This window comes from uncultured Sphingomonas sp., from assembly GCF_964243315.1.
Lineage (GTDB): Bacteria > Pseudomonadota > Alphaproteobacteria > Sphingomonadales > Sphingomonadaceae > Sphingomonas.
Map to the genome: position 1 here is coordinate 23357 of NZ_CAXTEM010000002.1, position 18538 is coordinate 41894.

16 protein-coding genes are annotated in these 18538 nt (G+C 68.0%); 7 read left to right on the plus strand and 9 right to left on the minus strand.

Going from position 1 to position 18538, the window contains the following annotated elements; genetic code table 11:
• Positions 1-380 precede the first annotated feature (380 nt).
• Positions 381-815 carry a hypothetical protein gene (locus tag ACFE77_RS00830; RefSeq protein WP_375419719.1) on the minus strand — a complete coding sequence of 145 codons (435 nt, stop codon included), beginning with the start codon at positions 813-815 and terminating at the stop codon, positions 381-383.
• 204 nt (positions 816-1019) lie between these two features.
• A complete protein-coding gene (locus tag ACFE77_RS00835; protein WP_375419720.1) occupies positions 1020-1634 on the minus strand; it encodes a carbonic anhydrase in 615 nt (204 codons plus the stop codon).
• 209 nt (positions 1635-1843) lie between these two features.
• Here ACFE77_RS00835 and ACFE77_RS00840 point away from each other — a divergent pair, with 209 nt between their 5' ends.
• On the plus strand, positions 1844-2794 hold the full coding sequence (locus ACFE77_RS00840) for an alpha/beta hydrolase (protein ID WP_375419721.1): 951 nt from the start codon (positions 1844-1846) through the stop codon (positions 2792-2794).
• A gap of 21 nt (positions 2795-2815) precedes the next feature.
• Entirely contained in the window at positions 2816-4759 is a 1944-nt protein-coding gene (locus ACFE77_RS00845; protein ID WP_375419722.1) for a sialate O-acetylesterase, read from the plus strand.
• 18 nt (positions 4760-4777) lie between these two features.
• Here the strand turns inward: ACFE77_RS00845 and ACFE77_RS00850 are convergent, their stop codons facing one another.
• Positions 4778-5470 carry an NnrU family protein gene (locus tag ACFE77_RS00850; RefSeq protein ID WP_375419723.1) on the minus strand — a complete coding sequence of 231 codons (693 nt, stop codon included), beginning with the start codon at positions 5468-5470 and terminating at the stop codon, positions 4778-4780.
• 137 nt (positions 5471-5607) lie between these two features.
• Here ACFE77_RS00850 and ACFE77_RS00855 point away from each other — a divergent pair, with 137 nt between their 5' ends.
• Positions 5608-5808 (plus strand): hypothetical protein, encoded by a 201-nt coding sequence (locus tag ACFE77_RS00855; RefSeq protein ID WP_375419724.1) that lies wholly within the window; start codon positions 5608-5610, stop codon positions 5806-5808.
• Between the two features lie 18 nt (positions 5809-5826).
• Here the strand turns inward: ACFE77_RS00855 and ACFE77_RS00860 are convergent, their stop codons facing one another.
• The 4 genes from ACFE77_RS00860 to ACFE77_RS00875 form a co-directional block, all read right to left on the minus strand.
• Entirely contained in the window at positions 5827-8160 is a 2334-nt protein-coding gene (locus ACFE77_RS00860) for a xanthine dehydrogenase family protein molybdopterin-binding subunit (RefSeq protein WP_375419725.1), read from the minus strand.
• Positions 8157-9143: an FAD binding domain-containing protein gene (locus tag ACFE77_RS00865; protein WP_375419726.1), complete on the minus strand. Its 987-nt coding sequence runs from the start codon at positions 9141-9143 to the stop codon at positions 8157-8159. The genes ACFE77_RS00860 and ACFE77_RS00865 overlap by 4 nt, the downstream gene beginning before the upstream one ends.
• Positions 9140-9646 (minus strand): 2Fe-2S iron-sulfur cluster-binding protein, encoded by a 507-nt coding sequence (locus ACFE77_RS00870; RefSeq protein WP_375419727.1) that lies wholly within the window; start codon positions 9644-9646, stop codon positions 9140-9142. The genes ACFE77_RS00865 and ACFE77_RS00870 overlap by 4 nt, the downstream gene beginning before the upstream one ends.
• A gap of 134 nt (positions 9647-9780) precedes the next feature.
• A complete protein-coding gene (locus ACFE77_RS00875) occupies positions 9781-10791 on the minus strand; it encodes a glycoside hydrolase family 43 protein (RefSeq protein ID WP_375419728.1) in 1011 nt (336 codons plus the stop codon).
• Positions 10792-10972: 181 nt separating this feature from the next.
• Here ACFE77_RS00875 and ACFE77_RS00880 point away from each other — a divergent pair, with 181 nt between their 5' ends.
• From ACFE77_RS00880 to ACFE77_RS00890, 3 genes are read left to right on the plus strand one after another with little or no spacing between them, the layout of a single operon-like run.
• Positions 10973-12556, plus strand: a complete 1584-nt coding sequence (locus ACFE77_RS00880) for a carboxylesterase/lipase family protein (protein ID WP_375419729.1) — start codon at positions 10973-10975, stop codon at positions 12554-12556.
• Between the two features lie 53 nt (positions 12557-12609).
• Positions 12610-14031: a DUF4139 domain-containing protein gene (locus ACFE77_RS00885; RefSeq protein ID WP_375419730.1), complete on the plus strand. Its 1422-nt coding sequence runs from the start codon at positions 12610-12612 to the stop codon at positions 14029-14031.
• A complete protein-coding gene (locus ACFE77_RS00890) occupies positions 14031-15554 on the plus strand; it encodes a DUF4139 domain-containing protein (protein ID WP_375419731.1) in 1524 nt (507 codons plus the stop codon). Before ACFE77_RS00885 ends, ACFE77_RS00890 begins: the two co-directional genes overlap by 1 nt.
• Before the next feature lie 17 nt (positions 15555-15571).
• Here ACFE77_RS00890 and ACFE77_RS00895 read toward each other — a convergent pair whose 3' ends face one another.
• Together ACFE77_RS00895 and ACFE77_RS00900 are read right to left on the minus strand one after the other, a co-directional pair.
• Complete coding sequence (locus tag ACFE77_RS00895) at positions 15572-15937, minus strand: response regulator (protein ID WP_375419732.1); 366 nt, start codon at positions 15935-15937, stop codon at positions 15572-15574.
• A complete protein-coding gene (locus ACFE77_RS00900; protein ID WP_375419733.1) occupies positions 15938-17347 on the minus strand; it encodes a sensor histidine kinase in 1410 nt (469 codons plus the stop codon).
• A 131-nt stretch (positions 17348-17478) separates the two neighbouring features.
• Here ACFE77_RS00900 and ACFE77_RS00905 point away from each other — a divergent pair, with 131 nt between their 5' ends.
• Complete coding sequence (locus tag ACFE77_RS00905; RefSeq protein ID WP_375419734.1) at positions 17479-18486, plus strand: chemotaxis protein CheB; 1008 nt, start codon at positions 17479-17481, stop codon at positions 18484-18486.
• Positions 18487-18538 lie beyond the last annotated feature (52 nt).

Genomic DNA, 18538 nt, shown 5'->3' on the forward strand with positions numbered 1-18538 from the left:
GTCTCGAAGTTTACCGCATCGGTGCCAAGGCGGGTCGTGAACTTCGCGTTGTCGACGAAGCCGGTATAGCCTGCACCGAACCCGCTGCCGGCGCCGAAGCTCAGCCCAACGACCTTTGCATCGCTCGAGAAATACTGCGCCCAGCTCGACAGGTTCAGGTTGAGCTGATTGCCGCTGACGCCCAGCACGCCAGCGCCCGTCATGCTGGGGTTGATGATGTTGAAGCCGGTGGTGTCGCTCTGGCTGTTGCTCTTGAAGGTGCTCAGAACGGCACCGCTCGGTGCACGCAGGTTGGCGTACCAAACCGAGTTTGCGTCCGCGTTCAGCCAGGAATCGGTCGGCGACTGCACACCCGCAGCGCCGCCGTTATAGACATATTCTCAGATCAGCTCGGCACGCTCGCCACCCCTGTCGGCGACGATCACCCGCGCGACCGGCGCGGCATGAGGCTGCGAAGCGGTGGTCTGGTCGTTGTTCCAGTCGAACGTGAACGAGTTGAGCGAGCTTAGGCTGAAGCCCGGCGAGTTGATGTTACCGAACAGGTCACCGATGATGTAACGGCTGCGATCGCCATGGATTTCGAGCGACCCGGTGTCGCCTGCGGTCGTGTACGGGCGAGTTGCGGTAACCGCGGTCGAACCGCCATTGGTGTTCTCACCAACGCCGCCGCCATTGGCGCTGAAGGTGATGCCGCCGACGCTGACGGGCTGCGTCGTGCTGATGACGATCTGGTTGGTCGCGGCCTGCGCAGCGGACGCGAGCCCTAGGACGAGGGCGATCGAGGCAGTCTGAACAAGCATCTTGGAAATGTTCACGGTCTTCTCCCTGTCGGGCGATACATCGCGCAAGGCGAAGCCACCCGATCGACTCTGTTGTGTACCCGCAAGAACTTGCCGGCAGCACGACATCGCATTGATGAACGACTTGTTCATCAATTGAATCACCCCATGATAATGGTCAGCAAACGATTGAATGACCTCAAATGGGACAGGATGTCGACCGTTGGTCGACCGACAGCGCTACAACCAGTCCACCTTTCCGGTCGCCAGCCGGTACACCGCGCCCACCACCTTCAGCGCGCCGGCGCGCTGCGGCTCGAGCAGCATCGGTTCCGAATAGGTCTGCAACCGCTCGACCATGCGGCGGACATTTTCCTCGACCGCCCGCGAGACGAGATCGCCGTCGCCGATGTCGCGGTTGGCGGCGATTACCGCCGGGATGATGGGTTCGATCATGCGGCCGATGCTGCCCGGAAAGCGGACGTCGTCCGTCACCACCTGGGTCGCCGCGGCGACCGCGCCGCACTTCTCATGCCCCAGCACGACGATCAGTGGCACCTTCAGCGCGGTGACCGAATATTCGATCGATCCCATGCCCGCGGTGTCGACGTTGTTGCCCGCGGTCCGCACGATGAACAACTCGCCGAGCCCAGCCCCGAACAGCTGCTCCGGCCCCACGCGTGAATCGGAACAGCCGACCAAAGTCGCGAACGGCTGCTGGCCATGCGCGAGTTCGAGGCGCCGCTCGCGGGACATGTCGGGGCGTACCGGGCGATCCTCGACGAACGCCGCATTGCCGTCGATCAGCCGCTGCAAGGCCACTTCGGGGGTAGGTTGGTCGGTGGTCGTCGGCATCGAAGCGCTCCCTGCTGCTGCATATCAGGTCGCCATCTAGAGAGCCGATCCTAAACCCGTATAGCTCGCAGGTGACGAAGTTTTGCTGTCGCCGCCACCGAGACGTTCGGCCAGCGGCAAACCTGAAGGATGACGTCGAAGACGATTGTGCGATGGTAGCGCTATCTCTACGGTCTGGCTCAACGATAAAACGAGAGGAGGCCCCTGACATGAAGAGCATCCACCACTTGGCCAAACAACCGTTTCGCGCCTGCCTGACCGCGGCACTCGCCGCTGCGGCGGTGATGACCACCCCGGCTCGCGCGCAGAGCGACCAGATGACGCCGATCGCCGTTCCCACTCAGCCGGGTGCGATCGAACTCGGCACCGGCAAGCTGCCCGGTGCGACCGCTCCGGAGGCGTGGCACCGCCAATACAACAGCACCTTCACCCGCAACGTCACCGTCGCCACGCTGACGCCTTTCCTCCCCGATCCGGCCAAGGCGAACGGCACCGCGGTGATCGTCGCGCCGGGTGGCGGGTTCCGCACGCTGTCCATGGAGAATGAAGGCTGGGACGTCGCGCGCGCACTCGCGGCTCGCGGTGTCGCCGCGTTCGTGCTGAAATACCGGCTCAACCCGACCCCGGCCGACATGCCGGGGTTCGAACGGTCGATGGCCGAGATGTTCGGCCCCGGCGCACGCCCGCCCCGCCCCAAGCCCGACGCGATGATGGCCGGCCTCCAGCCGCAGATCGCCGACGCGCGCGCCGCCTTCGCGCTGGTGCGCAAGCGCGCGACCGAATGGCGCGTCGATCCGGCGCGGGTCGGCATGGTCGGCTTTTCAGCGGGCGCGATGCTGACGCTGGCGACAGCGCTCGCCGGTCAGGACGCCAAGCCCGCCTTCATCGGCAACATCTATGGCCCGCTCGCGACGATGACCGTGCCCGCCGATGCACCACCGATGTTCGTGGCGCTGGCCGCGGACGATCCGTTCTTCGGCAATGACGGTTTCGGGCTGATCGACAGCTGGCGCGCCGCCAAGCGTCCGGTCGAATTCCACCTGTTCGAACAGGGCGGGCACGGCTTCGGCATGTACCAGAAGCCGACCACCAGCACTGGGTGGTTCGACGAATTCGCGCGGTGGATGGCGATGCACGGCTTGCTGAAGCCGGCACAGTAACCAGCGAAGGACCGACCGATCATGCGCATCAACCCACCGCGTCCACTGCTCGTCGCCCTCATGATCGGCAGCGCGTCGACCGCGGTGGCGGCGCCGCGGCTGGACGGCGTCGTCTCCGACCATGCGGTGATCCAGCGCGGCCAGCCCATCGAACTCACCGGCGAAGCAGCCGCCGGCGAGACCGTGATGATCACGCTGGCTGGTGCGGCGGTTACCACCAAGGCCGATCGCGCGGGGCGCTTCGTGGCGCAGCTGCCGGCGATGCCAGCGGGCGGCCCGTACGACCTCACGGTCGCGGCGCCGTCCGGCGGCGCGGTGGTCCGCGACATCCTGGTCGGGGACGTCTACCTATGCTCCGGGCAGAGCAATATGGAACTCGCGGTGTCGGACGCGCAGGATCTGATCCCCGACGCGCACCCGCCGGCGGACGACCAGCTACGGCTCCTCACCGTGACGAAATCGGCGGCCGCGACGCCCCGGACGCAATTCACCAGCCAACCGCGCTGGGCCGCAGCAGCCCCCGCGACGGTGCCCGGCTTCTCCGCCGCCTGTTTCTACATGGCGCAGGCGCTCCGCCGCACCGCCAAGGTGCCGATCGGCGCGATCCACTCTAGCTGGGGCGGCTCCCGGATCAGCGCCTGGCTTAGCGGCGCCGCGCTGCATCGCGCGGATCTCGGCGACGAAGCCGATCTGCTCGCGCTTTATGCTCGCGATCCAGCCGCCGCCTCGCGCCGCGCGATGACGATTTGGGAGGGCTGGTGGCGCCAACAATCGGGCGATGCCGCGGGTCGCGAACCCTGGCAGCCCGCCGCCTTGCTCGATTGGCAGGCGGTGCCTGCGATGACGAACTTCGAGACCTGGGGCGTCGCCACGCTCGCCGACTATAACGGCATGGTCTGGTATCGCCGCGAGATCGAGGTCACCGCCGATCAGGCGCGCGGCGCCGCCACGATCGCGCTTGGCGCGGTCGACGATGCCGATCGTACCTGGGTCAACGGCCAGGGCGTCGGCGGCAGCAGCCTCGCGTCGCAGCCCCGCGTCTATGCGTTGCCCGCCGGTCTGCTGAAGGCCGGCCGCAACGTCATCACCGTCAACGTCGACGACGTCTATGCCAATGGCGGCATGACTGGCCCCGCGGAGGCGATGCGGATCACCTTCGCCGACGGCACCAGCCTGCCGATCGGCACCGACTGGCGCTACGCGGCGGCCAGGAAGCTCGCGGGGTCCGCGCCGCGCGTACCGTGGGACGACATCAACGGCGCCGGCACGCTCTACAACGCAATGGTCGCGCCGCTCGGCCGCACCCGCGTCGCCGGGATCGCCTGGTATCAGGGTGAGTCCGACACCGGGATCCCGGGATACGACCGCCGTCTTGCCATGCTGATCGCCGACTGGCGCCAGCGTCTCGGCAGCCCGCAGGCGGCGTTCGGGGTGGTGCAGCTCGCAGGCTATGGCCAGGCGAGCACCGCGCCCGCCGAGAGCGGCTGGGCCGACGTTCGCGACGCCCAGCGCCGGGTGGCAGCGGCCGATCCGCATGCCGGCCTCGCGGTGACGCTCGACATCGGCGACGCGCTCGACATCCACCCGGGCGAAAAGCACGCGGTCGGCCAGCGTCTCGCACAGGCCATGCGCGCGGCGGTCTATGGCGAGCCCGTCGCCCCCGCTGGTCCGGCGATCGCCACCGCGCAGCGCAGCGCGGACGGCGGCGTCACGCTGCTATTCGCCGGTGTGACCGGCGCGCTCCACGCGCGCGGCTCGAACCAGGCGATCGGCTTCGAGCTCTGCGGTGCGGGGCAAGGCAGCTGCCGCTACGCTGCTGGCCGCGTCGACGGCACGCGCGTCACGCTGCCGAGCGACGGCAAAACGGTGACCCGCGTCCGCTATGCCTGGGCCGACGCACCCGCGATCAACGTTAGCGACGACGCGGCACTGCCGGTCGGGACCTTCGAGATCGCCGTTCGCTAACGTCCGGATCCGATTCGGTCAGACGATCCAGCGCCAGACCCCGGCAGCCCAGCCGGCGAGCGGCAGATGCGCCCATGTCGCCGCGAGCCAGAGGACAAGTCCCCCGGCGAGCGCATGCATGCCGAACCGGCCGAACCGCGCTCTGCCGCGAAGAATGGCGGCGAACGGCACGTAGCTCGTCCGCGCCTGCCACGCCGGCCAGCCCTGCGGATCGAGCCTCGCCTTCTTGCGGTCCTGCAACGCGGCGCCGACGAGCGCGAGGACGATGATCGCGGTAGCGAGGATGATGTTCTTGCCGATCGGGTAGATCAGGATGTGCGCGAGGCCCCAGATCGCGAACGCCCACATCATCGGGTGCCGCGTCACCGCATAGACGCCGCGCGCCTCGGCGGTGGCGGCACTTGTCGTCGCCTCCACCAGCCCCGGATTGCGGACTAGCGACCCCAGTAGCAAGACCGACGCGATCAGCATTGCCACGGTCGCGACCACCCACAGGCCGTCGCCCACCGTCCACAGCGGCTCGGTGACATCGGCGGCCCGATAAGCCCAGACGGTGGCGCCGAGCGTGGCGAACGCGACGAGCGAATAGATGCCGAGAAAGCCCCTCTCCCCGACGGCGCCAACCAGCGGGCGGCGCAGCGGATGCGACAGGAGGAAGTGCGACCCGACGAAGCTCGCAGCGGTCGCGAGCACGGCCATGGCTCCGCTCATCGGCATCTCTCCTGTTGGTTCGTGTAAGCAGTATCGGCGCTTGGAACGGCTGTGTCACGACCTGCCGCGCGCGATGCGACCCTTACCCGCCCCCGCGCGTTGCTGCTCCTGATATCGTCGCTGCACAGGGAGAGATCATGACCGATCCAGACAACACCGATACGCCGATCGAAAGCCTTACCGACCTGCCGATCCAGCCGACCGGTTCGGGGGTCGCCGACCTTGAAATCGCCTATGAGCAGATGAGGCTTGCCGAGGACGCCGCGGAGCCGCCGATCGCCGAGCCCGAAGCTACGCGCACCGAAGACGCCGCAGAAAGCGCCGCCCACCCGAGCTGACGCGCGCAGACCGGCCGATCACATCAGTTTGTCGAGCGTGATCGGCAGGTCGCGGACGCGCTTGCCGGTGGCGTTGTAGATCGCGTTGGCCACGGCGGCGGCAACGCCGGTGATCCCGATCTCGCCGATCCCGTGCGCGCCCATCGGCGTGTGCGGGTCGGCGATGTCGGTCCAGATCACGTCGATCTCGGGCACGTCGAGATGCACCGGCAGGTGATATTCGGCCAGGCTCGGGTTCATGATCCGGCCGTTGCGCTCGTCGATCTGCGTCTCCTCCATCAGCGCCATGCCCAGCCCCATGATGATCCCGCCGCGGAACTGGCTGCGCGCCGTCGTGGGATTGAGGATGCGGCCGCAATCGAACGAGCCGAGGATGCGGCTGACCCGCGTTTCGCCGGTGACCGCATTGACCCGCACCTCGCAGAAGATCGCGCTGTGCGAATGCATCGACCAGTGCATCAGCTCGAGCGGCGGCGACGCTTCCTCCGCGGCGACGATCTCGTCGCGTTGCGCGCGCGTCAGGATCGATACGAAGCTCTCGCGCGCCGTTGGATCGTCGAGCTTCACCAACGCGCCGTCTTCGCTGCCCACTTCATCGACCGACAAGCCCGCCAGCGGCGAATCATTGCCCGCGAGCTTCAGCAGGTCGGCGACCAGCGCGTTGTGCGCGGCGATCACCGCGGCGCCGATCGCCGCGGTCTGCTGCGATCCGCCCGCCATGATCGCGCCGGGGATGATCGAATCGCCGTAGCGGACCTCGACCTGGTCGATCGGCAGCCCGAGCCGCTCGGCCGCGACCATCGCGGTGGTGGTCGACGTGCCCATGCCCATCTCGTGCGCGGCGACCTCGACGATCGCGCGGCCCTCGCGCGTCAGCGTGATCCGCGCCGCCGCGCCGGGCATCCGGTAATAGGGATAGGTGCCGGTCGCACAGCCCATGCCGACCAGCCACTCGCCCTCGCGGCGCGTGGCCGGGGTGGCGGAGCGCTCGCTCCAGCCGAACTTCTCGGCACCGGCCCGATACGCCTCGGTGATGTGCCGCGACGAGAAGGGCAGGCCCGACAGCGGGTCCTTGTCCGGCTCGTTGAGCAGCCGCAGCTCGATCGGATCCATGTCGAGCTCGACCGCGAGTTCGTCAATCGCCGATTCGAGCCCGAACGTGCCGACCGCCTCGCCCGGTGCGCGCATGAAGGTGTTGGCGAGCATGTTCATCGTCACTGTCTCGACCGACAACTTGAAGGTGTCCGCCGCATAGCCTGCGCGGGTGCCGAGGATGAAGGGCTCGGGCATGTTGTTGTGCGGGGTCATCGCCGCGATCCCGGTGTGGAGGATTGCGGTGAAATGCCCGTCCGCCTTCGCGCCGATCGCGACCCGCTGTTCGGTCAGCGTCCGCCCGCCGACGATCCGGTAGACACCCTCGCGCGACAGGTTGATGCGCACCGGCCGGTCGATCATCCGGGCGCCGGCCGCGGCGATGATCTGGTGGTCCCACAGGCCCTTGCACCCGAAGCCGCCGCCGACATAGGGCGAGGTGATCCGGACCTGCTCGGGTTCGAGATCGAACACCCCCGCGATCGTCGCCGCCGTCGCGGTGACCATCTGGCTCATGTCGTGGATGACGAGATCGCCATCGACCCAGGCGAGCGTCGCGCCGTGCGGCTCGATCGGATTATGGTTGTGCCTCGGCGTCCGATAAAGCTGGTCGACGCGGTGCGCTGCCGCCGCAAGCGCGACCTCCGCGTCGCCGACTTCATTGAGCAGCGGCTGTCCCATGAACAGGCCGGGCTGCGATCCCTCTGCCATCGCCTTTGCGAGCGAGGTCGTGGATGCTTCCTCGGCATAGGTAACGGCGATCAGCGACGCCGCGTGATCGGCCTGTTCCTGCGTCTCGGCGAGCACGAGCGCGATCGGCTGGCCGTTCCAATGGACGCGATCGTCCTGGAGGATCGGCAGGTCGTTCTGCCCGACCGCGGTCGGCGACGTGCCGAACACCGCCGGCGGATTCATCCGCGGCGCGTTCAGATGCGTCATCACCAGCACCACGCCGGGTGCAGCCTGCGCCGCATCGGTGTCGATCGCCGTGACCCGCCCGCGCGCGATCGTCGAGTAACGGAGCGCGGCATAGGCCATGTCGTCCAGCCGGACCTCGGCCGCGAACCGCGCCGCTCCCTGTACCTTCAGCGGCCCGTCGAGCCGCGACACCGGCGTGCCGATCGTACCGTGCTTGCGCGCGATCAGCGGATCGGGGACCCCGCCCGGGATCCAGCGGTCGGGCGCGAGCGGCACCAGCTTGCTCATTGCACCCTGAACCAGACCTTGGGCGGCTTCCTTGGCGGTATAGAGGATGGTCATGCGGCGGCTCCAGCGAGATCGCCGAGCACGGCGACGAGGGTGCGGGTGGCGAGTTCCGCTTTGAAGGTGTTGTCACGCAACGGCTTCGCGTCCGCGAATTCCGCCGCGGCGGCGCTGCGGAACGCCGCCTCGCTCACCGGTCCGCCGCGCAGCAGCGCTTCGGCCTTGAAGGCGCGCCACGGCTTGTGCGCGACGCCGCCGATCGCGAGGCGGACGTCCTTCACGATGCCGCCCTCGACCTCGATTGCCGCGGCGACCGAGACCAGCGCGAAGGCGTAACTCGCCCGGTCGCGAACCTTGCGATACGTCGACGTCGCCGCGAACGGCAGCGGCGGCAGCTCGATCGCCGTGATCAGCTCGCCCGGCGCCAGCACCGTGTCGATCTCCGGATGATCACCCGGTAGCCGGTGCAGATCGCCGAACGCGATCGCCCGCGCACCGTTGCCGCCCTGCACATGGGCCGTAGCGTCGAGCGCGGCGATTGCGACGCACATGTCGGACGGGTGGGTCGCGACGCAGGCAGCCGACGCGCCGAGGATCGCGTGGATTCGGTTGACCCCGTCGATCGCGTCGCATCCCGACCCCGGCGCCCGCTTGTTACAGCGCGACCCTTCGGTGTCGTAGAAATAGGTGCACCGTGTCCGCTGGAGCATGTTGCCGCCGACCGTCGCCATGTTGCGGATCTGCGCCGAGGCCCCGGCGACGATCGCGCGCGACAGCATCGGGTAGCGCGCCCTGACCGCGCGATGCTCGGCCAGTGCGGTGTTGCGCACCGCCGCGCCGATCATCAGCCCGCCGCCTTCGGTTTCTTCAATCGCAGTGGACAGCCCGGTCACGTCGACCAGCGTATCCGGCTGCGCCACCGTCTCGCGCATCAGATCGACAAGGTTGGTGCCGCCGCCGAGATAGGCCGCGGCGCTACCCGCACCGAGCCGCACCGCCTCCGCGGTATCGCTGGCGCGGGCGTAGGTGACGGGGTTCATGCCGCCAACTCCGTCGCGAGCCCGTCGCGGATCGCGTCGATGATCCCGTTATGCGCGCCGCACCGGCACAGGTTGCCGCTCATCCGTTCCTGAAGCTCTTCGCGGGTCATCGTCGGGTCCCCGGTCAGATCCACGGTGACGTTGCTCGGCACGCCGCGCTTCGCCTCGTTGGCCATGCCGATTGCGGAACAGATCTGGCCCGGCGTGCAATAGCCGCACTGGAAGCCGTCATGCTCGATAAACGCGGCTTGCAGCGGGTGGAGGCCGGCATCGCCGCCGATCCCCTCGATCGTCGTGATCGAGCGTCCGTCATATTGCACCGCCAGTGCCAGGCACGACAGGATGCGCTCGCCGTCGACCAGCACGGTGCATGCCCCGCATGCTCCCTGATTGCAGCCCTTCTTGGTGCCGGGCAGATCGAGCCCTTCACGCAGTAAATCGAGCAGCGAGACGCGGGCGTCCGCGGGCGCCGACACCGCCTTGCCGTTGATGACGAGTGACATGGGATCCCCCTGGTTGGCGATGCGCGACGATCGACCCGCACTCCGGGTCATCAATGTAAGTTAGCGTATAGCGCGTTGTCGTACGCAGCCGAAACGCCGATTGCGTCAGCCTGTCGCATCGGCCGGCACAACGATCACGGCGCGGTCACGCCCGCATCGGTCTGGATCACCGGCTTCATCGTACCGTCGCGATTATAGTGGAGCCGTTCTACCGTCACCGCCCGCCGCCCGATCGATCCGTTGAGGTCGCCGATCGTCAGCGTCGCATTGTGGAGGAACAGGTACCAGTCGTTCTTGAACTCGACGATGCCGGGGTGGATCGTGAAGCTGTACTTGCCCGATCCGGTCAGCTCGCCGCGATGCGTCCATGGACCGCGGATCGACGGCGCGGTGGAATAGGAGACGCGCTCGTCGCGGTGCTTGGCACGATCGAGCGAGGCGTAGGTCAGGTAATAGAGCGCGCCACGCTTGTGCAACCACGGCCCCTCTTCGAAATGCGGCGGCGTGATCTCGGTGATCGGGCCGTCGATCTCGATCATGTTGGGCTTCAGCCGCGCGATATAGCATTGCCGGTTGCCCCACGCGATCCAGGTCGTCCCGTCGCTGTCGGTCAGCACCGTCGGGTCGATGTCCTCCCAGCTATGGGTGCCCTTGGGCGTCATCTCGTTGGTGATCAGCGCCGATCCCTTGGCGTCGACGAACGGCCCGGTCGGGCTGTCCGACACCGCCACCGCGATCGCCTTGCCCGGATGGGTGCCGTCATGCTCGACCGCGGCGTAGAACCAGTAGCGGCCGTTCTTGCGGATCGCCTGCGACGCCCACGCATCCTGCTTCGCCCATTTGAAGTCCGCGACCTTCATGATCGGGCCATGATCGGTCCAGGTCTTCATGTCGGTCGTCGAATAGACCAGCCATTCGCGCATGTTGAACATCTCGTCGCGCTGCGCCTCGTCATGCCCGACATAGAGGTACAGTCGATCACCGACCACGAGCGGCGCCGGATCGGCGGTGAACTTGTCGCGGATGATCGGGTTCGCGCCCGGCTTGGCCTGTGGTTCCGCGACCAGCGCCTGCTGCCCCGGCGCGGCGCTGCCGAGCGTCAGCATGAGCGAGGCCAACCCGATCTTCGACCATGTACCCGACATGCACTCTCCCGCGTCCGCCGTTCCTCGTCGGCCGCACCATAGCCGCAAAAACCGGTACGCCAACGCATCAAGCTCGTCGGCTTGGCGGGCACGATGGCTTGACCGTCGCCGCGACCGGCCAATAGGGTCCATGTCGACAAGAACGACGCGGGGGCTCTCCGTGCGTGGGGAAGAGGATTGCATGATGCGGAAGCTCGGATCGTTGGTCGCCTTGGCGGCCCTCTGCGCCACGCCGGCCCTGGCGGCGGGCGACCCGACCGTCGCGGTCGAGGGGGGCAAGCTGGCCGGGACGGTAGACGAGCGCGATGCCTCGGTCCGCAGCTTCCGCGGCATTCCCTTCGCCGCACCCCCGGTCGGCGATCTGCGCTGGCGGGAGCCGCAGCCGATCACACCCTGGAGCGGCGATCGCCCCGCCAAGAGCTTCGCCGCGCGGTGCATGCAGCTGCCGCTGTATTCCGACATGATGTTCCGCTCGCCCGGCGTGAGCGAGAACTGCCTCTACCTCAACGTCTGGACCCCCGCCGCGCTCGACCGGCCCGCACGAACCAAGCTGCCGGTGCTCGTCTATGTCTATGGCGGCGGGTTCCAGGCCGGCGACGGATCGGAAAAGCGTTACGACGGCGCCGCGATGGCCAAGCGGGGGATCGTCGTGGTGACGATGAACTACCGGCTCGGCGTTTTCGGATCGATGGCGCATCCCGAACTCACCGCGCAGTCGCCGCACCGCGCGTCGGGCAATTACGGGCTGCTCGACCAGGCGGCGGCGATCGCCTGGGTCAAGCGCAACGTCGCGGCGTTCGGCGGCGACCCTGCGAGGATCACGATTGCCGGCGAATCCGCGGGATCGATGTCGGTCAGCGCGCTGATGGCGTCACCGCTGTCACGCGACAACATCGCGGGCGCGATCGGCGAGAGCGGTGCGGTGCTGCAGAGCAGGACGCCGCCGACGCTGGCGCAGTCCGAAGCCATGGGAGCGGCGTTCGCGCAACGCATCGGCGCACCCACGCTCGCCGCGTTGCGCGCGCTCCCCGCCGAACGGCTGCTCGAGGAACAGCGCACCGCCAGGGATCTGCCGTCGAATGCGATCATCGACGGCTATTTCATGACCGAGCCGCCGGCGGTCACGTTCGAGAGCGGCCGGGCGGCGAAGGTGCCGTTGCTGGTCGGGTCGAACTCGCAGGAGGCAGCGGGGACGTCGATCGTCGGCGACGCCCCGCCGACCCTCGCCAGCTACCGCGCAGGGCTTGCGCAGCGGTTCGGCGACCGGGCGGACGCGCTGTTCGCACTATATCCCGCGGCTACGGATGCGGAGGTGATGCCCGCTGCGACGGCCTTGGCGAGCGACGCGTTCCTCGGGCTGCCGACGTGGAAATGGTTCGATCTCCACCGCCGCACCGGCGCGCCGACCTTCTACTATCTCTACACGCGGGTTCGGCCCCGTGCACTCGCCGACACGTCGAACGGACCGATGCCGCTGGGGGCGGTGCACAGCGCTGAGATCGAATATGCGCTCGGCAACCTCGACGCCAATCCGCTTTATGCCTGGGCCGACGCGGACCGGACGGTGTCGGCGACGATGAGCGGCTATTTCGCGAACTTCATCAAGACCGGCAATCCCAATGGCGCGGGCCTGCCTCGGTGGGAAAACGCGCCCGCGAGCGGTGACGCGATCGCTCGCCAGGTCATCGACGTCGAGACCAAGAGCGTGCCGTTCGTCGAGCAGCGCCGTTATGTCGCCGCCGAACCGCTGCTGTCGATGCGCTGATTGCGTCCGCCGTCCGCCCGCCGCATGATGCGCGGATAAAGAGGGGGATCACGATGCGGGTGAGTTTGGCGCTGGGGATCGCAGCGATAGCGTCGGGCGTCGCATCGGCGCAGCAGGCATTGCCGGCACCGGCAGCCGCGCCGGGTGCGGGCAGCGCGCAGGGCGATGTCTCGGTCACGATCTACAACAACGACATCGCGCTGGTGCAGGACGTCCGTACGCTCGATCTCGCCAATGGCCGCGTGCGCCAGAGCTTTCCCGACGTCAGCGCGCAGATCCGCCCGGAAACGGTATCGCTCACCGTGCCCGACGCGACCATCGTCGAACAGAATTTCGACTACGACCTGCTGAGCCCGTCGAGCCTGATGGAGAAGGCGGTCGGCGAGACGATCACGTTGGTCCGCACCAACCCCGCCACCGGCGCCGAGACCCGCGAGCGCGCGCGGGTGCTGGCGGTGAACGGCGGCGTGGTGCTCGACATCGGCGGGCGCATCGAAGTGCTGCGCGACGACGGCCTGCCGGTCCGGGCGGTGTTCGACCGGGTGCCCGATTCGCTGCGTGCACGACCCACCCTGTCGGTGACGCTGGCGAGCACGCGCTCCGGCGCACGGCCGGCGCGGCTCGCCTATCTCAGTCGCGGGCTGGGCTGGAGCGCCGACTATGTCGCGCTGTTCGACGACAAGAACGGCATTGTGGACGTGCAGGGCTGGATCACGCTGCGCAACACCAGCGGCACGACCTTCAACAATGCCAAGGCGCTGCTGGTCGCGGGCAATGTCGGCGGCGAGGGTGGCGACATCGAGAACTACCGCCCGAGACAGCGGCGCGCGGTGCGCATGCGACCCGGCGTGGAAAGCGCCCCGCGCGAACAGCTCGGCGATTATTACCTCTATCCCCTCGCCGAACGCACCGTCATCGCCGACAAGCAGACCAAGCAGGTCAGCTTCCTCGATGCCAAGGGCGCGTCCGCCAGCTCGGGCTATCGGTTCGAGAATAGCTGGCTCGGCAGCACCAACGAACCGCGCAGCGCGCAGAGCGTGCTCCGCTTCGCCAATTCCGGTTCGGCGGGCCTTGGCGACGCGCTCCCCGCCGGCGTCGTCCGCGTCTATGTCCGCGATGCGCGCGGCCAGCCGCAGTTCACCGGCGAGAACCGGATCGATCACACCCCGCAGGGCTCGACCATCGCGCTGCCCACCGGCGACGCGTTCGACGTGAAGGTGCAGCCGGTGACAGTGGCGCGCACCCGCATCAACAGCACGCGCTGGCGCACGCAGATGCGCTATCGCCTGACCAACGCGCGGGGCCGCGCGGTCACCGTCGAGCTGGCACAGGCGGGGGTCGACTGGAGCGATACGCGGATCATCGAGGAGAGCCGCAAGAGCGACCGGACCGATGCCGCCACCGCGGTGTGGCAGGTCCCGGTGCCCGCCAACGGGGAGAGCGTGGTCACCGCGACCTTCGACACGCGCTATTGATGACCGCGCGGCGGCTCTGCCTCGGCTTGGCGCTCGCGCTCGCGCCGGCGCCCGCGGTCGCGCAGGACCGCGTGGTCACGTCGCCCGCGGCGAGCGACGTTGCCCTGACCGTCTACCGCGCGCCTTACGGCAAGGGGGCGATCGACCTACAGTCATTAGGCGGCTTCGCGCTGGTCACCGAGACTCGCCGCGTCCGCCTGCCGCGCGGGGCGAGCGTGCTGCGCTTCGAAGGCGTGGCCGAGGGCATCGTGCCGGTGAGCGCGGTGATCGACGGCCTGCCCGGCGGCGTGATCGAGAAGAACCGCGATGCGCGCCTGCTGTCGCCCGCCTCGCTGGTCGACGGCACGCTGGGCCGGCAGGTGACGCTGACCCGCACCGATCGCGCCACCGGACGCGCGGTCAGCGAGGAAGCGACGATCGTGGCGGGACCGGAGCCGGGGATCGTGCTGCGCACATCGGCGGGAATCGAGACACTGCGCTGCGCCGGGCTTCCCGAACGCCTGACCTTCGACGGCGTGCCGGCGGGCCTGTCGAGCAAACCGGTCCTGAGCGTCGCCACCGTCAGCCCGGTCGCCCGCACCGTGACACTACGCCTGAGCTATCTCGCCTCGGGCTTCGACTGGCGCGCCAGCTATGTCGCCACCGTCGCCGCCGACGACAGATCGCTCGATCTGTTCGCGTGGCTGACGCTCGCCAACGGCAACCCGGAGGCTTTTGCCGACGCACAGGTCAACGCGGTCGCGGGAAGGCTGAACCGCGTGTTCACGCCGGCGCTACAGGCAGCGGCGGGCGCGTTGTCGCTGCGCTGCTATCCGCTCGGCACGACGACATCGGATCTGCGCACCACGCGCTTCCGGGAAGCCGACGAGATCGTCGTCACCGCTGCGCGCATGATGGCTTCGCCGATGGAGATGGCAATGATGCCGGCACCCCCACCCCCGCCGCCTCCGCCTCCGCCGCCGGTCGCCGAAGACCTCGGTGACCTGAAGCTGTACCGCGTCCCCGACCGCGTGACCGTCAGCGCGCTCGGACAGAAGCAGGTGGCGCTGCTCGCGCGCGGCAAGGTGCGGTTCGAGCGTCGCTACCGACGCTCGATATACCCCGGGCAGACGATAGCCGCCGCGCCGACCGCGATCGTGCTCGTGCTCCGCAACCGCAAGGAAGACGCGCTCGGCCTCGCGCTGCCGTCGGGCAGCACCGCAACCTATGCCCGGCGCGGCGACGAGCAGCTGCTGCTCGGTCTCGGCGATCTTGACGATCGGGCGGAGGGCGAGACGTTCCGCATCGCCGCCGGCGTCAGCACGCAGGTCATGATCGAACAGGTCGCGGCGGAAAAGAACCTCGGCATTGTCACCGCGACCAACGCGTCTCGGTCGCCGGTGACGCTGGAGGTGCCGATCGGCGCTGCCGGGCAGAAGATCACGTCGGACGACGAGGCACTCGCCCCGATCGACGGCGTCGCCACCTGGTCGGCGATAATCGCGCCCGGCGCCCGTGCCGAGCTACGCTATCGCTACGAATGAGCGCGTAGCGGCGGGGGTCAGACCAGCGGTTTGAGCGCCGCGAGGATGTCGGGCGCCTTGATCGGTTTGACCAGGCTCGGCATCGCCGCGAAGCGATCCGGGATGAAGCTGCGGTCATACCCCGTCGCGAAGATGAACGGCACGCCGAGTTCCACGAGCTTGTCGGCGACCACGAAGATCTCTTCCCCGCGCAAATTGATGTCGAGCATCGCAACGTCGGGCGTCGGTTCGCTGCCGATCAGGTCGAGCGCCTGCGCGATCGACGGGACCGGTCCCAGGACGGTCGCACCGGCAGCCAGCAACGCATCGCGGATGTCCCCCGCAATGAGATATTCGTCCTCGACCACCAGGATGCGACGGCCATTCAGGCCGGAGTCAGTCAATTACCATCTCCGTTGGTTGACGGTCCTGTGCGCGTCTAACTCGATCGTGCAGTGAAGACCATCGGCTTTGAACGCGTAGCTCGTGCGCGCGCCGAGTTGATACGGCAGCGCACGTTCGATCAGTTCGCGGCCATAGCCGCTACCCCGCGGCATGCCACCGGGTTGGGGCAGATCGGTGACCCCGGTCTCGTCCCAATCGACCAGCAGCCGCGATCGATCGCCCTCTTCCACGACCTTCCAGGTTACCCAGAGATGCCCGGTCTCGGTCGCGAGCGCGCCATATTTGACCGCGTTGGTCATCAGTTCGTGTAGCGCCAGCGCGAAGGTCTGGATCAACGCGGTCTTGAGCGGCACGTCTTCGGGTCCGCTCGTCGTCACCTGCGGCGCATTGCCCTGCGCATCGAGTTCGACATGCGCGGCGAGTTCGTCGCGCAGCAGCATCGCGAACGAGATCCGCCGGCCGGCATCGCGCCGCGACAACAGTCCCTGGACCCGCCCCAGCGCCTGCAACCGATCCTCGAAGGCAGCGCGAAATTCGGGAAGGTCGGGGCTCCCCTTCAGCGTGCGGAGCATGACCGCTTGCACCACCGCCATCAGATTGCGGGTGCGGTGCTGCAATTCGGCGACCAGTATCGCCTGCCGTTCCTGGAGCTGGATGAGGTCGTCGATATCGGTCGAGGTGCCGAGCCATTCGCGGATCTCGCCACTGGGCTCGTGCACCGGCTGCGCCCGGGTTCGGAAATGCCGATAGCGCTGCTCCGCCGCATGATGGATGCGCCCCCCAAAGTGCAGCCAGTCGCGCTCCGGCGCTGCCGCCCAGGCGGCGCGCACCGCCTCACGATCATCCGGATGATACGCGTCCAGCCACCCCTGCCCCGCGCTCTGTTCGGTCGTTTGCCCGGTATAGTCGCGCCACTGCGAACTCGCCCAGGTCCAGTCGCCGCCGTTATGCGACCGCCAGACCAGCTGCGGAATGCCTTCGATCAGCGTGCTGAGGCGTGCCTCGCTCCGCTTCAACGCCTCGTTAGCGGCGGTGACGTCGCGCGTGCGATCGGCGACGCGCTCCTCCAGCACCGCATTGGCCTCGTGCAGGCTGGTGTTCGCGACCTCCAGTTCCTCGGTCAGCACCTGAAGCTCTTCGAACGCGACCCGCAACTCCTCCTCGGTCTGGCTGGCGACCGCTTCGGCTGCTTGCGGCGATGCCTCAGCCTCTCTTTGCCGTTCGACCACGCGCGTTTGTACGACCTGACTGACCTGTAACTCGCGCGCCAGCACCGCGACGCGGCCGAGCAGACGATCACGGTCCTCCATCAGCGAATTGGCCTCGTCGAGCGCGTTCTCCAACGCGGTGCGCAGCTGCTCGTTCTCATCAAGCAAGCGGTCGGCGCGGTCCAGATCGACAGGAGGCATATCGTTCGCCACACTAATTCCAATCCTGCCGACCAACGCGCGTCACCTCGCTACGCTCCGCGGTCTTTCTTTTCCTTAACCTGTAACCTGATCGGCTGGCGCACGTTGTTTTGTGCGAGGAGAAGAGCCCGGTGGCGACAAAGGATATCGTAGTGGTCGGTTCGTCGGCCGGAGGCGTCGAGGCACTGCAACGGCTCTGTGCGTCACTGCCCGCCGACTTTCCCGCGGCAGTGTTCATTGCCCAGCATCTTTCCGCAAGTGCCCGCAGCGTCCTGCCGCTGCTGCTGGGTCGCGCGGGACCGTTGACCGCCCTCTCTCCCGCGGATGGCGATCCGATCGAGGCCGGCCGGATCTACGTCGCGACGCCAGACCACCATATGCTGCTGCGACCCGGCAGGATCCTGATGCGGCGCGGCCCCCACGAGAACCGCACGCGACCCGCGGTCAACGCGTTGTTCCGTTCGGCGGCGCTCGCTTATGGCGGCCGCGTCATCGGCGTGGTGCTGACCGGCTTGCTCGACGACGGCACCGAGGGCTTGATCGCGATCAAGGCCGCCGGTGGGCTGTCGATCGTGCAAGACCCCGCCGATGCGGAATGGCCGTCGATGCCGCGCAACGCGTTGAAGCGCGACCATGTCGATCATGCGGTGCCGCTTGACCAGCTCGGGGACCTGCTGACGCGCTTGGTCGTTGAACCCGCAGGCCCCACCGTTCCTCTGCCTGCCGAGTTCGAGGTCGAGGATCAAATGGCCGCACAGGATTTCGCGGTGATGGAAAAGACGATCGTTACCCCCGGCGAGCCGAGTCACATCTCATGTCCCGATTGTGGTGGCGTGCTCAACGAGATCGCCGCGCAAGAGGAATTGCGCTTCCGCTGCCAAGTCGGCCATGCCTTCACCCCGCTCGGGCTGGCGGCCGCGCAGAGCGACGAACTCGAACGCGCGCTCTCCATCGCCGCGCGCACCCATCGCGACCGGATCCGTTTATTCGAACAGATGCGCGACAATGCCGATGCCCGAAAACTGCCCCGCGCGGTCGGCCGGTGGGAGGGCGCTGCCAAGGAGTCCGCGGAGATGATCGCGATCCTCGAACAGGCGATGACCAGCCTGCGCCGCCCGATCGGCGACGAGGAGGGCTGACGCCAGTGCGGAAGGGGAAGACTGAAACGCCGTCCGTTCGTGCTGAGTAGAG